Annotated in this window: 13 protein-coding genes; 8 read left to right on the top strand and 5 right to left on the bottom strand. The window is 40.8% G+C overall.

Annotation, left to right across the window (positions count from 1 at the left end; all coding sequences use genetic code 11):
- Positions 1 to 90 precede the first annotated feature (90 nt).
- From D0T51_RS10185 to D0T51_RS10170, 4 genes are all read right to left on the bottom strand, one after another.
- On the bottom strand, positions 91 to 711 hold the full coding sequence (locus D0T51_RS10185) for a hypothetical protein (protein WP_163728895.1): 621 nt from the start codon (positions 709 to 711) through the stop codon (positions 91 to 93).
- 17 nt (positions 712 to 728) lie between these two features.
- Entirely contained in the window at positions 729 to 1127 is a 399-nt protein-coding gene (locus tag D0T51_RS10180) for an STN domain-containing protein (protein ID WP_163728892.1), read from the bottom strand.
- Positions 1128 to 1343: 216 nt separating this feature from the next.
- Positions 1344 to 2522 carry a FecR family protein gene (locus D0T51_RS10175; protein ID WP_163728889.1) on the bottom strand — a complete coding sequence of 393 codons (1179 nt, stop codon included), beginning with the start codon at positions 2520 to 2522 and terminating at the stop codon, positions 1344 to 1346.
- A gap of 94 nt (positions 2523 to 2616) precedes the next feature.
- Positions 2617 to 3165: an RNA polymerase sigma factor gene (locus tag D0T51_RS10170; RefSeq protein ID WP_163728887.1), complete on the bottom strand. Its 549-nt coding sequence runs from the start codon at positions 3163 to 3165 to the stop codon at positions 2617 to 2619.
- A 949-nt stretch (positions 3166 to 4114) separates the two neighbouring features.
- Here D0T51_RS10170 and purL point away from each other — a divergent pair.
- Positions 4115 to 7801: a phosphoribosylformylglycinamidine synthase gene (gene purL / locus D0T51_RS10165; RefSeq protein ID WP_163728884.1), complete on the top strand. Its 3687-nt coding sequence runs from the start codon at positions 4115 to 4117 to the stop codon at positions 7799 to 7801.
- Between the two features lie 4 nt (positions 7802 to 7805).
- Positions 7806 to 8924 carry a BF3164 family lipoprotein gene (locus D0T51_RS10160; RefSeq protein ID WP_163728881.1) on the top strand — a complete coding sequence of 373 codons (1119 nt, stop codon included), beginning with the start codon at positions 7806 to 7808 and terminating at the stop codon, positions 8922 to 8924.
- Between the two features lie 10 nt (positions 8925 to 8934).
- Here D0T51_RS10160 and D0T51_RS10155 read toward each other — a convergent pair whose 3' ends face one another.
- Complete coding sequence (locus tag D0T51_RS10155) at positions 8935 to 9951, bottom strand: hypothetical protein (RefSeq protein WP_163728878.1); 1017 nt, start codon at positions 9949 to 9951, stop codon at positions 8935 to 8937.
- Positions 9952 to 10126: 175 nt separating this feature from the next.
- On the opposite strand from D0T51_RS10155, the gene D0T51_RS10150 reads away from it, so the two are divergent.
- The 6 genes from D0T51_RS10150 to D0T51_RS10125 all read left to right on the top strand — a co-directional run bounded on the left by D0T51_RS10150 (position 10127) and on the right by D0T51_RS10125 (position 14027).
- The gene (locus D0T51_RS10150; RefSeq protein WP_163728875.1) at positions 10127 to 10351 is read left to right on the top strand and encodes an NVEALA domain-containing protein; all 225 of its coding nucleotides are present in this window, start codon (positions 10127 to 10129) and stop codon (positions 10349 to 10351) included.
- 84 nt (positions 10352 to 10435) lie between these two features.
- On the top strand, positions 10436 to 11302 hold the full coding sequence (locus tag D0T51_RS10145; RefSeq protein WP_163728872.1) for a DUF1573 domain-containing protein: 867 nt from the start codon (positions 10436 to 10438) through the stop codon (positions 11300 to 11302).
- Complete coding sequence (locus tag D0T51_RS10140) at positions 11299 to 11547, top strand: NVEALA domain-containing protein (RefSeq protein WP_163728869.1); 249 nt, start codon at positions 11299 to 11301, stop codon at positions 11545 to 11547. Before D0T51_RS10145 ends, D0T51_RS10140 begins: the two co-directional genes overlap by 4 nt.
- 65 nt (positions 11548 to 11612) lie before the next feature.
- Positions 11613 to 12662 (top strand): BF3164 family lipoprotein, encoded by a 1050-nt coding sequence (locus D0T51_RS10135; protein ID WP_163728867.1) that lies wholly within the window; start codon positions 11613 to 11615, stop codon positions 12660 to 12662.
- A gap of 18 nt (positions 12663 to 12680) precedes the next feature.
- Positions 12681 to 12917 carry an NVEALA domain-containing protein gene (locus D0T51_RS10130; RefSeq protein ID WP_163728863.1) on the top strand — a complete coding sequence of 79 codons (237 nt, stop codon included), beginning with the start codon at positions 12681 to 12683 and terminating at the stop codon, positions 12915 to 12917.
- An 87-nt stretch (positions 12918 to 13004) separates the two neighbouring features.
- Positions 13005 to 14027, top strand: a complete 1023-nt coding sequence (locus D0T51_RS10125; RefSeq protein ID WP_163728859.1) for a BF3164 family lipoprotein — start codon at positions 13005 to 13007, stop codon at positions 14025 to 14027.
- Positions 14028 to 14323 lie beyond the last annotated feature (296 nt).

Here is a 14323-nt window from a genome sequence, read left to right as displayed (position 1 = left end):
CAAGATTATTATTAAAGAAATAGTATGAAGACAGAACCCACTCGTTCTGAGGGGTTCTGTCTTTGTTATAGTACGCAAATATACTGATATTTATTTAAATGTAACCGTTACTTTGTTGAAATCGTGGGTCAATCCCCGTACTTCATATTCTCCGGTTTTACTGTTCAACGTACTTTCCCGGTAGTTTTCTTCTTTGGTAGAGGGTGTTCCTTTGGAAGGATCCAGCGTGTTCACTTTCAATACCCCTGTAGCGGTAGACAGACGTTTGATTCTTACGTTCTTTACCCCTTTTTTGGTTTGTGGCCAGGTAAGAGCATATTTGCCATCGGTAAGATTCAGTACCGTACCATTTTCGTCGACAACGGTATAATCCGTTCCGGCTACCAGGGCAGAAGTACCACTGTTGGAAACCCAGAAGTAGGTAACAGCATCATACGAACGTACCCGTTCACTATGAAGTTGCAACGGGATATTACTACTCACTCCGTCTGTTCCGGTATGATTCCAGGCACCGCTGTTGATACGCCATTGGGCAGAGCCGTCTGCGGCAATTTCGTAATTGAGAGCATCACTGAAAACGCCGGTTTTATAAAACCCTACGTAATAAAGATGTTCCAATGCAGGATCCGTTGTCCAGGCATCATCATCATCACAGCTAACAGTAGAAAAAAGAACTGCTATGGCTGCAAACATATATATAAACTTTTTCATCTTATCGTTATTTTAGATTAAACAATTTGTTCTGTCTTATTCCCATCCCGGATTTTGTACAATATTGGCTGGCTGGGCGCTAAAACATGATTGGAAGCCGATTTCTGTGTGTTGTCACGCAAAATAACGACTTGTTTATCCAATATGCGATACGTCAGCGAAGTGCCTGCAAACATATTTTCAAGAATGGTTTCAATGGATTCTTGTTCTAAGTTGACGTTTACTTTGCGTTCTGTCTCTTTGCCTATATTGTCGGAAAAGACAAATACGTATTCACTGTTGTTTTCGATTTCATGGATGGCCTCTTTGATGGATATATCTGTAAGCTCAACCGTAAGTGTGGTTTCCTGCGATAAGACCGTATGGGCAGAAGCGATACTTATTCCTATAAAAAGCAGCAGGATCGATGCTTTCATTTTTCTTATTAGATGTTTATGCTTTTGAGGTATTCGCAATACCTCAAGTAGAAGACACTTCATAAATAGTCTGATTTAAATATTAATAACTTCAAAAGTAATTTTTCTCGGAAAAGGGCTCATTATCTCCTTTTCGTAGTGGTTTAAAGCCTCTTTATAGGCGCATTCTTTGGTTTGATTCTTGTTTGGTGGTTTATCTCATAGGCGTTTTCTGTTTTAAGGATTAATATCAATATATATCGTTTTGTTCTCTCGTTTATACCGGGTGGATGACAAAAGGGAAACCGTATGCATTACATTGTCCAGATCATCTGATAAGTAGATTTTGCCGGTACAGGTAAGGGCGTCTAATTTATTGCTTTCCGGAATGTTAAACGTCAAATTGTAATAACGCTCCACTTGTTTCAATACATCTACTATGGAGGTGTTTTTTAAGACGATATAGCCTTCTTTCCAACTGATATACCGGGATACGTCGACTTGCTCTTTTGTCCATTTATTGTCTATCAATTGGAGGCGGTCATTCGGTAGAAGCCGGGTCTCTTCTTTGGCCGAGGTCTTTATCCCGACACTGCCCTCGACAAGCACGACCGACTGCGAACAATTATCCCGGTAGGCTGAGATATTAAACTGCGTGCCATATACCTTGGCCTGGAATTCCGAGGTGTTGACAATAAATGCTTTCTGCTTGTCTTTAGCTACCTCTACATACATCTCTCCGACCAGGTTTACTTCGCGGGTTTTACCGGTGAAAACAGAAGGAAACTCCAATACAGACCCCGAATTGACCCATACACGGGTTCCATCCGACAAGGTCAGTTGGGAACGTTTGCCATAGGGGACTACCAACTTATTCATTTTGCTTTCGGCTGTCTTTACCCGGGTGGAGACTTCTTCCCCTATTTCCTGTACGACGGCCGAACCGTCTGCTTTGATGTGTACGTTCACATCTTTGGAGAAAGAAGTAGTTTGCGAATCGGTAATCAGGCTTATTTCTTGTTCTTCCAGGTTCTCGCCTACAATAAGATCTTCGGATAAAAGATTGAATTCTTCCTCTTGCTCGTTCATAGAATAAAGAAGGGAGAAAGCGGAGAGCACTAAGACACAGGCCGCTGCTGCATACGACAGAATCCGCAGCTTGCGTTTTTTCTGCTGCAGGTGTTGCGCGGAGGTATGGATTTGTTCCAATAGATAGTTGTATTCTGTATCCGACAATGTCTGTTTGTTGAGTTGTATGTGTGCAAACTCCCGGATAGCCCGATCGAACTCTTCTTTCAAAGCGGGATGTTGCTGTATATACTCTTGCCAATAGACCTCCAGGTGGCTTTCGTTAGTCAACCTCCAGGTTATAAAATCAGTGTCTTGCAGAAAATCTTTATAGTTGGTCTTTATCATCTTCTTATGTATATATCAGGAGTCTTCCTGACCCCTTCTATAAAGAAAGACGACCGCTTCTTTTTTTTATACCCTCTTTTTTGAAGAAAAAGACTCAACCGATTAAAAAAAGTAATAAAACAGCTGAGTAAGGTGATTTTTTTAGTTTGGAGATGGCTTTGTGGGTGAGTTTGCGACAGGCGGGTACAGTGATTTTCATTAATTCTGCAATTTCATCATAATCCAGATCCAGATTGTAACGCAGATAAATGATTTCCCGTTGGCGGTCGGTCAATGTATGGAGGAGTTGCTCTACTTTCTGGCGCGTCTGCTCTATTTCTTCCGTCTGTATGATCTGATCTTCAATTGTTACATGAATAGTGAAAGGCATTTCGTCGGCAGAAGGATCGGCGGGCAATTCGGCGGTTTCCCGTCTTTGTTTATAGATATCCAACAGGCGGTTTTTGAGTGAACGCAACAGATAGAATTGTATATTTTGAGCCTTATCCACTATTTCTTCGCGCTGGCATATCTTAAAGAACACATCATGGATCGCATCTTTAGATGTTTCTCTGTCAAAACCCAGGTTCAATGCATAGGAAAAGAGGTCATGAACATAAGTTCTGTACAAGGTGTCTATTGGATTTACAGGCTGATTGTTCATTTATGTTTTATATCATTCTATCATAAGAATACCCTTGATGAAAATACAAATTAAATAAAAAGGGGCGAATAAAAAAAATTGCCGACGATCGTCAGCAAAATTGCCGATATCCGTCAGCACAATTGCCGATATATATCGACACAAGTGTCGACAATTATCAGCACAAGTTTCGACAGCTATCGGCAATTTTATTTTCCAGCAGATTGGACTTATGACTTATCCTGAAATGGGTGGTCACTTTTTGTCAGATAGCACCTGTATACACATCGTTATCTTATTGAAAATAACCCAAATACCAACTGTGTTAACCGGTACTATCTCGGCTCCTCTTCTTGGATAAGAAGAGGGGGACCGCCGGCACAGCCGGTGGTGGAGCAGTTTGATATATTATCACATTATATATCAAATAAATATCTCTGACAAAAGCAATAAGAAACAGATATGAATAGTTACTCTAAAATAGGTATATGCATTTATAAAGAATTCAAACTGCTCNTGAAACCCCTCCGGGGTAATCCCTACTACCTCTTTACCTGTATATATAAGTCACCTGTATATGCAAGCGACCTGTATATGTAAGCTACCTGTATATATATATATCGTTATCTTATTGAAAATAACCCAAATACCAACTGTGTTAACCGGCACTATCTCGGCTCCTCTTCTTATCCAAGAAGAGGAGCTGAGATAGTGCTAGTCACTAATAATTAATTGTAAATTATAAATTGTAAATTATAATCCTTCACGCTTCACCCATCATTCATCACTAACCACTAACCACTAACCACTAATCACTAAACACTAACCACTCCTCCTCCCCTCGTTAATCGTTAATCACTAATCGTTAATCGTTATCCGTTATTCCTCTTTTCTCATAGAAAATAACTATCTTTGCCGCGCAAAGGGACGCTATCGTCTACGAGGTGGAAAAACTTAATAAATCGACAATATGATCTTATTCTTTAAGTCTTCAACAAAGACTGTATTGGCAGTAGAAGCCATGCAAAAATTCTCTCCCGAAGATGTTCAAAAATTAGTTTGGTTGTTTAATGAGGCAACTGCGGTAGAAGCAGACACGCTCGCAGGCTGGTACGTTGGTCCACGCCGGGAAATGATTACCCCGTGGAGTACCAATGCAGTAGAAATCACCCAGAATATGGGTATTACTGGTATCCACCGGATAGAAGAATACTTCCCGGTAGACTCAGCCCAGGCAACACACGACCCGATGTTGCAACGTATCTATAACGGACTGAATCAAACGCTCTTTACGATCGACAAAGAACCGGATCCGATTGTCGAAATCGACGATATCGAAAGCTACAACCAACAAGAAGGACTGGCCTTGAGCGAAGACGAAGTAGCCTACCTCAAAGAGATAAGCCAACGTTTGAACCGGAAACTGACCGACAGTGAAGTATACGGCTTTGCCCAGGTTAACTCGGAACACTGCCGCCATAAAATATTCGGGGGCACCTTCGTTATCGATGGAGAAGAGAAAGAAAGCTCCCTCTTCAACCTGATCAAGAAGACCTCCAAAGAAAATCCGAACAAACTCGTATCGGCTTATAAAGACAATGTGGCTTTCAACGAAGGCCCGACCGTCGAACAATTTGCCCCGCTCTCGGGCGACAAACCCGACTTCTATGCGACCAAAGAAATTGATACGGTTATTTCGCTGAAAGCGGAAACACATAACTTCCCTACCACGGTAGAGCCGTTCAACGGTGCATCGACCGGCTCGGGAGGAGAGATCCGTGACCGCCTGGCCGGAGGGAAAGCCTCTTTGCCGATGGCAGGGACAGCGGTGTACATGACTTCCTACCCGCGTACGGAAGGTTCCCGCGCATGGGAAAAGATCATGGATCCGCGTCCGTGGTTATACCAGACACCGGAACAGATACTGATCAAGGCTTCCAACGGGGCTTCTCAGTTCGGTAACCACTTCGGGCAACCGCTGATCTGTGGTTCGTTATTGACTTTCGAACATACGGAAAACGATAAGAAATACGGTTATGACAAGGTGATTATGCTAGCCGGAGGGGTTGGCTTTGCCAACAAACGCGACGCCCTGAAAGGGGATCCTACACCGGGCGAGAAAGTCGTTGTGATCGGAGGCGATAACTACCGGATCGGTATGGGGGGAGGCGCTGTTTCTTCCGTAGATACCGGTTTGTACACGAGTGGCATTGAATTGAATGCCATACAACGTGCCAACCCGGAAATGCAGAAGCGTGCCGCCAATGTGATCCGTACGATCGCAGAAGCTGATGAGAATCCGGTTGTATCTATCCATGACCACGGTGCAGGAGGACATTTGAATTGTCTTTCCGAATTGATCGAAGCAACCGGTGGACATATCGATATGAGTAAACTGCCGATTGGCGACCAGACCCTTTCTGCCAAAGAAATTATCGGTAACGAAAGCCAGGAACGCATGGGCTTACTGATGAAAGAGAAAGATGTGGAGATGGTCAGACGCATTGCCGAACGCGAACGCGCACCGATGTATGTGGTAGGTGAAACCACCAACGACATGAAACTGGTATTCGAACAGGCAGATGGCAAGAAACCGATCGACCTCAAACTGGAAGATATGTTCGGGAAAGCACCACGGACAGTGATGGTAGATCGTACAGTAGAAGAGAAACATGAACCGGTCACCTATAAAACATCCGAGATTCATCATTACCTGGAAAACGTACTGCAACTGGAGGCGGTAGCTTGTAAAGACTGGTTGACCAACAAGGTGGACCGTTCCGTTACCGGTAAAGTAGCCCGCCAGCAATGCCAGGGTGAATTGCAATTGCCGTTGAGCGACCTGGGAGCGGTGGCGTTGGACTACCGTGGAAAAGCAGGTATAGCCACATCGATCGGTCACGCACCGCAGGTGGCGATGATCGACCCGGCAGCCGGATCGGTGATGGCTATTGCCGAATCACTGACCAATATTGTTTTTGCCCCGTTAACAGACAAACTGGCCGGTGTATCACTCAGTGCCAACTGGATGTGGCCTTGTCGTAACGAAGGCGAAGATGCCCGCTTGTATAAAGCTGTCTCTGCAGCATCGGACTTTGCCTGTGAACTGGGAATCAATATCCCGACCGGGAAAGATTCCCTGTCTATGACACAGAAATACGGCACGGAAAAGGTGATCTCTCCGGGAACCGGAATCATCTCCGCCGGAGCGGAAGTGAGCGATATCCGAAAAATCGTGTCACCCGTACTGGCCAAAGACAAGAATACATACATTTATCATATAGACTTCTCTTTCGATTCATTGAAACTGGGAGGCTCTGCCTTTGCACAGACCTTGAATAAATTGAGCGATGAAGCGCCGACTGTGAAAGATGCGGAATACTTCCGCGATGCCTTTAATGCCGTGCAGGAAGCCATTGAAAAAGAATTGATCCTGGCCGGTCATGATATCTCTGCCGGAGGTATGATCACTGCCCTGTTGGAAATGTGTTTCGCCAATGTAGAAGGAGGGCTGGACGTGAACCTGGACAAGGTATCCGAAGAAGACATCATCAAGATCCTTTTTGCAGAAAACCCGGGTATCCTGGTACAGGTAAAAGATAAAAAAGCCTTCGAAAAACAAATGGAAGAGGCAGGTGTCGGTTTTGCTCTTATCGCCAAACCAACCGATGAACGCCATATACTGGTTTCAAAAGACGGTGCTCAATACCATTTCGGTATCGACTATATGCGGGACGTATGGTATCAGTCGTCTTACAAACTGGATATCAAACAAAGCGGAAGCGTATGCGCCGGAAACCGTTTTGAAAACTATAAGATGCAACCCCTGGAGTTCAAATATAACAAGAGCTTTACCGGCAAACTGGCGGATTACGGGCTCACTGCCGACCGTCGCGAACGGAGCGGCATCAAAGCGGCTGTAATCCGTGAAAAAGGCTCTCAATGTGAACGCGAAACGGCTTACGCTTTATACCTGGCCGGATTCGATGTGAAAGACGTGCATATGACCGACCTGGCCAGCGGACGGGAAACGCTGGAAGATGTACATATGATCATTTTCGTGGGCGGCTTCTCCAACTCCGACGTCTTAGGCTCTGCCAAAGGATGGGCCGGTGGCTTCTTGTATAACGAGAAAGCCAAGAAAGCGATCGACAACTATTTCGCACGGAAAGACACCTTGAGTATGGGTATTTGTAACGGTTGCCAACTAATGGCCGAACTGGAAGTGCTCTACCCCGAACATGCGATGAAACATAAAATGGTATTCAACGACTCCCATAAGTTCGAGTCGGAGTTTGTGACGCTGGAAGTGCCGAAAAACAATTCGGTGATGTTCGGTTCCCTGAGCGGATCGAAGATCGGTGCCTGGGTGGCTCATGGAGAAGGTAAGTTCAACTTCCCTTACGGCGAAGAGAAATACAATATCATCGCTCGCTACAACTATGAGGGGTACCCGGCCAATCCGAATGGTTCGCCCTGGGCTACGGCAGGGGTCTGCTCAGCCGATGGCCGTCATCTGTCCATCATGCCTCACCCCGAACGCGCAATCTTCCCTTGGCAATGCGGCTATTACCCCGCCGATCGGAAGAACGACGAGGTAACCCCCTGGATGGAAGCCTTCGTGAATGCCCGTAAATGGATAGAAAGTCATAAATAACCCTATGCAATACAACCTATTTACAAAGGCTGTCCCTCTAATAAAGTGGGACAGCCTTTTATATTCATTCTGCCTCTTTTGCCTGTTAGGTTGTTCGGAGAAACAGGGTATACCCTCCTCCCGTTATTCTACTTTCCCCCAGACAATTGAACTCAAAGCAGAAGTTATACAATTGGACACGGCTTTGTTCCGTTATCCGTTCCGAATCGCTGTCAGGGATAGTATAGCAGTGGTGATGGATCTACATAATGCGGATCATTTCCTGCATGTTTTTTCTTATCCGCAATGGGCACATATTACTTCCTTTGGGAAACGTGGGGAAGCACCCGGTGAATTGCTTTCTGCCGAAACATTCCATTTCCATGCGTTGGATTCTATCTGGGTATTGGATGCCAATAAGATGGAAATAAATAGATGGAAGATCTCTCCTGATCACCGCTCTTCTCGTTGCATAGAGGTGATCTCTTTAGATAAAAAGTTGGTAAGGATACTGGACTTTTTCCCGATGGATTCGTGTATTTGGGCACCGGACTACCTGGGAGAATTTCGGTGTCACCAAATAGACCTGGCCGGAAAACGGGTGAACTCTGTAGGAAATATACCCAGTCAGAAAGAGTATAAAGAAGTGGCTCGCCCGGCTTTGGCGCAGGCATGGCGTAGTTTTATGGATTATCATCCTTCAACCGGACGCTTGGTTCTGGCAACTCAACTGGGGGAAGTTATTGAGATATATGATTTAAAAAACAATACCCATACGGCGGTGTATGGTCCGGCGGGTGAACCGGTATTTGAAATGTATCAGGGAGGATGTATTCCAACGGGTATCATGGGATTCAGCGATATACAAGTGACCGAGAAATATATCTATACTGTTTTTCATGGACAGACATTTAAGGAGATCGCTATCAGTTATCAAAAAGGAAAGAATCCGGAGGACGGAGGACGCTTTATTTATGTTTTTGACCTGGACGGGAAACCGGTCTGCCGGTATGCGCTTGATCGTGCGATTTATGGCATATATGTAAATGAAGAAACAGGTACGATTACAGCAACAGATGTAAATAATGATGATTCGATCGTACAGTTTAAAATTGAAAGTATTCATCAACCGGGACGGTTGTAATTTTATCCCATTAGTACGAAAGAAGTTGATACCCTTTTCTGTTTTGATTTTCAATCCTTATCTCCGGAATAGGCTTAAGCATTTCTTTTAGTCGATTGATGGCCTGTGCTCTACGCCTTCTTATCTTATCCTCACTCTCCCATCCCAATAGAGTGTCTATTTCTTCATAGGACAAAAACGCATCAGAGGATTCTATAAAAGCCTGAAACAAAAGAGCAGCCTGACCGGAGAGCGTAAGAATCATCTCTTGGTAATAATGTATTTCTGCCTTTTGAGGATGATAATAAATCGCATCTGTGATTTTTAACAAAACATCTTCTTCCCCTTTTTTCATTTCTTTCACTGGGACATAAACAATGTTCTTTTTCATCTTTCTTCGGCGATATAGAGGTAAAAAAAGAAATAGTCCTGTGACCAAGAACCAGCCCACTAATAAAAGAATAACCGGAATACGGGTTCTCCATAACACATAAGGAAGAGGTAAAGTATAAAATCCCTGCACACTCATTTCTTTTTCAATCCCTAACTCTACTAATGTTGTCGAATAGGCAGCATATACCTGGTTAGTAAGTTTACTATCTGTTATATTTCCATTTTCATTATCTATATACCGTACACCTGTTTCAATAAGTGGACTTTCTTCTTTTAGCTTATTTGTATATAGAGAGTCTAAGGTTATTATCTGAATAGGATATTCTATTTCCTTTAAATAAGTTTGCAAAAACAGTTTTCGTTTTTCTTCAAAAGTCAGTTGCTTATAGAGAGAATCCTTTTCAAGAACTTTAACTTTTCCTTCATTATTTATTTCTAGTACATCTGTTTTTTGTACAGACTGAGACCTGAAAGAGACAAAAGTATTTGAATCTTCCACCCTTTTTTCCATTTCTATCCCTATAGTATCCTCAAATATATATTGGAATTTCTCACCGATTAGAGATTTCTCCCTGTTGAAAATTAAACAAACTCCTATACATAAAAGGATACTACTTGTCAAAATCGTGAGAACTAATTCAATTGTTTTTTTCATATAAGATACCTTCTTTTACTTGTTGGCGCATACAAAGATACAGATTTTGATTATATTTTGATCACAAAGCCTTCAATGCGGTCTTTTTTTCGAAATGTAATCAAAATGTAATCAAAAAAAATAGGAGATTCACCTACGGCAGTCTACATTTGCCACAAACAAATTTAAGTATATTATGAAAAAGAGAATTGTCTTTTTAGCTACTGGTGGAATAATATTATTCTGCACCTATTTGTCTTTATCAAATAAACAAGAAAATTTACAGGAACTAACATTTCATAACGTAGAAGCATTGGCACAAAACGAAGGATCATCTAATTACTTTTGTATAGGGTCTGGCAGTTTGGATTGCAATGGGGACAAAGTAAGAACAGTTATCACAAATTTCAGTTTGAAATAGACTTGCTTTGTTATCCACTTTTCATGTCTATTCAGTGGGAAATAGCCCCCTCTTCCCTTAGTCTAAATACATATCCTTTATACAATGAGATATTTAAAACTACTCCTACTTTTCCTGTTTTTTACTTCCTGCCAGGAGTCTGAAAAAGAACGCATCACCCGTTTAGTCACCGAATGGCAAGGGAAAGAGATTCATTTCCCCTCAAATCCGGTCTTCACTCGTTTGTTATCGGACACCACGGATTGGCAGATCCCGAATACAGACTATAAAGTATTGGTTTTTGTCGATTCCATCGGATGTACAAGCTGTAAATTGCAATTGCATAAGTGGAAAGAACTTATCGAACAGACTGACTCTATTACTGATGGAACAGTGCCTTTTCTCTTCTTTTTCCAGTCTTCCGATCTGAAAGAACTTCATTACCTGTTGAGACGGGATCAGTTTGATCTGCCGGTCTGTATTGACACAAAGGATCAATTGAACCAGTTGAATCAGTTCCCTTCGGAAATAACCTTTCAGACTTTCTTATTAAACAAAGAGAACAAGGTGCAGATAGTAGGAAACCCGATTCATAATCTGGCAGTAAAAGACCTATACCTGAAACAGGTCAGTGGGAATGCCTCCTCTACAACGAACCAACCTATTCGTACGACAGCCGAAGCAGAGCAAATGGAAATCAACTTGGGATCTTTTGATAAGTCTGAAAAGAAAACAGCAATGTTCACCCTCAAAAATACAGGTAATCATCCGCTTCTGATTATGGATATAGCAACAACTTGTGGTTGCGCTTCTCCTACATTCGATAAACACCCGGCACAGCCGGGAGGAGTCTTACAGGTAAATGTGAATTATATACCCAAAGACACAGGGTTCTTCAATGAAACCCTCACGGTAAAATGTAACACAGAGAAATGGATTAAACTAAAAACAAAAGAGAATCAAATAAAATGAAAAAGAGAATTATAGGAGTTGCCCTGATGGCAACAATGGCATTTGCCGCAAGCTGGGGCATCAGCCAAAATAAAAACAAAGTCAGTCTTTCAGATCTTGCTTTAAGTAATGTGGAAGCGTTGGCAGAAGGGGAAAATAATAATGAAAAATGCTCTGATTACTGTCAAGAATGGAGTGGGTCAAGTGGTGGAGGCATGGCCTGTGATTGTGGCAGATTTAGTGGAAAGTGTAAAGCTTGGTGTTAATTCATAGTAAAATCCTCCTTTAATCTACGATGTAGTAAAAGGAGGATTTATAAATAGTGTCAAATATGAATATATTTATATCAAAGTACGGGATAATGTTTGTGATGTTTTTCTTTATATCATGTTCAAAAACATCAATTAATAAAAAGCAATTCCCATTCACGCAGAAATTAGAGGCGGAATTTATAAAAATCGAAGAAATTATTAAATTTGAAAACATTTATAAATTAAATGATTTTGTGATTATTCGAGATGGAAATAGTAATAATGAATATTTCTTTTATGTTTACAAATATCCGGAATTTGATTTTTTATACGCATTTGCACCTAAAGGGAATGGGGCTGAAGAGTATTTGATGCCAACAGTAATAAAAAGTACACAGAATAATCTGTTTTTATTTAGAGATCACGCTACAGACAGATTTGTAACATATGAAATTACAGATTCGCTAAGTCTTCTTATTAATAAATTTGATTTTAGGCCAACAGATGATCGTTTTATGTGGGAAATAAACTGCATGAATGACTCTTTGTATCTTCTCAAACGAAGTAATAACAAATGGTGCAGAAGAGAACTTTGGAATTATTCTTCTTTTAGTATTGTAGACTCTATTCCAAATACATTTGATTTGGTGAAAAATATGGGAAAGGATTATTATACAACATTTGATGATTGTTGGATAATCAGTAGTGGCGATAAATTTGCATTTGGTTACTTTTTTATTGATAGAATTGAGTTCGGGTCGATAAAAAATAATAAAATAGAAATAGAAAAAAGTATTGGAGAAAACAGTCCTCCTGATTTCTATTTATATAAAAAGAATGTTGTTAAAGGGAAGTATAAATACAATGTAGATAATAATATTGTTTATTATGAATCAATGTGTTCTGGATATGAAAATGTATATGCTTTGTTTTCAGGAATCCCATGGGGGGATAATGAAAAAATGCACTCTTCTTGCATAGAGATATACTCATGGGATGGAACTCCTAAAACTCTGGTTGAATTAGATAAAAGTATAAGTCATTTTATTGTTGATGAAGAAGCTAAAGCAATCTATGGCTTTGATATCAGCAATACAGAGGATGTAATTTATAAATATACTTATCGATAAATTTAAATAAAGAAAAATATGAAAAAGAGAATTATAGAAGTTGTCCTGATGGCAACAATGGCATTTGCCGCAAGCTGGGGCATCAGTCAAAATAAAAACGAAGTCAGTCTTTCAGATCTTATTTTAAGTAATGTGGAAGCGTTGGCTAATAATGAAGAAGAAATCACAACTCCAACGGACTGTCCTGGAGGTACAATTTTATGTGCATGGATAAAAGGTCCAGGGGAGTCTGTAACATATTATAAACGTAAATAAAACTCAAACCTAGTCATATACGAAGGTTTTTTATCCCTTCGTATATGATTTATAGTAAATTTAAACCCTGTATATTACTAACTGTTTATGAAAAAAAGCATATTTATTCTATTTGTAGTCTTCTTTATGATAGAGTGTTCTACAAAAAAAGAATCCCCATATGAGTTTTCGGACGTAGAGGTTATCTCTTTCGAAGAAATCGATTTTCCTGCGACTTTAGGAGTAACACTTCAATTAGTCAAATACGATAATCATCTCCTTATCAATGACTTTCATGGCGATTCCCTTGTATCTGTCTTTAATCTGAAAAAGAATGAGATAGATCGAAAAATAATAAGTAAAGGGAAAGGCCCGAATGAATTAATATCACCTTTAGACATACAAGTGTCAGGAGATAATCTATATATTCTTAGTCGCCCGATATTCTCTCTTAATCATATTGACTTAGATTTCATAAAAAAGGAGACGGCAATACCTCTTCAGAAAGATTTTCAGTTACCGCCTAAAAGTGATCGTTTTATAGCCTTGGATAATTCTTTGTTTATTTTTTCCGGCTTATGGGAGAAAAGATATGTCTATTTAGATCTGAATAAACCCGATGAGCTCCGGGAATTTGGGGAATATCCGGATTACTGGAGTGAAGAAAAGGATGTTTCCAATGAGGTAAAAGCGATGTTTCATCAATGTCAGTTTATTAAGCATCCCACTAAAAACATTTTTGCTTCCTGCTCGGGTTATGTATTTGAAATATATACTTATGATTCTGGGAAGAAGACATTACCTAATCTTCTTTTCAAAAAACAATTAGGAAGTTACAGTTATTCATATACTGAAGACGGAATATTAACAGCCAATGCACATACAGACTCCGACCCCATGGCTATAGATCTGGCCTGTTCCGATACATATATTTATATTATAACGCAATCGGCAGACAACCGAAAAAAGAGGGATATTATGGTCTTAGACTGGGAAGGGAATCCGATCAAATTATTAAAATCGGATAAATGTATAGTCTGTCTGACTGTTGATGAAGAATCAGGAAAAGGATATTGCGTGATTGAAGATCCCGAAGACACATTAGTTTCTTTTGCTCTGAGGAATCAATAAGTTTCGCTGATCCGCTTTGACTTCGGCAAAAGGGATACAGAAGAGGCTGAAGGGGGTATTTCTGCTGAGAAATGAAATTGCCGATATTTGTCGACATAATTGCCGATATATATCAGCACAATTGCCGACGTATATCGGCAATTGTGCTGACGATTGTCAGCAATTTTATTATCTAGCCACTATGAGAGATTACAGTACAGAGGCCAGAATTTGATTCTATTTTGATTACAAAGCCTGCAAAGCGGTCATTTTCTCGAAATATAATCAAAATGTAATCAAATAAAATAGGAGATTCA

Source organism: Parabacteroides sp. 52 (assembly GCF_010500925.1).
In the GTDB taxonomy this organism is placed as follows: Bacteria; Bacteroidota; Bacteroidia; order Bacteroidales; family Tannerellaceae; genus QVMG01.
This window is presented reverse-complemented; position numbering and strand designations above follow the sequence as displayed.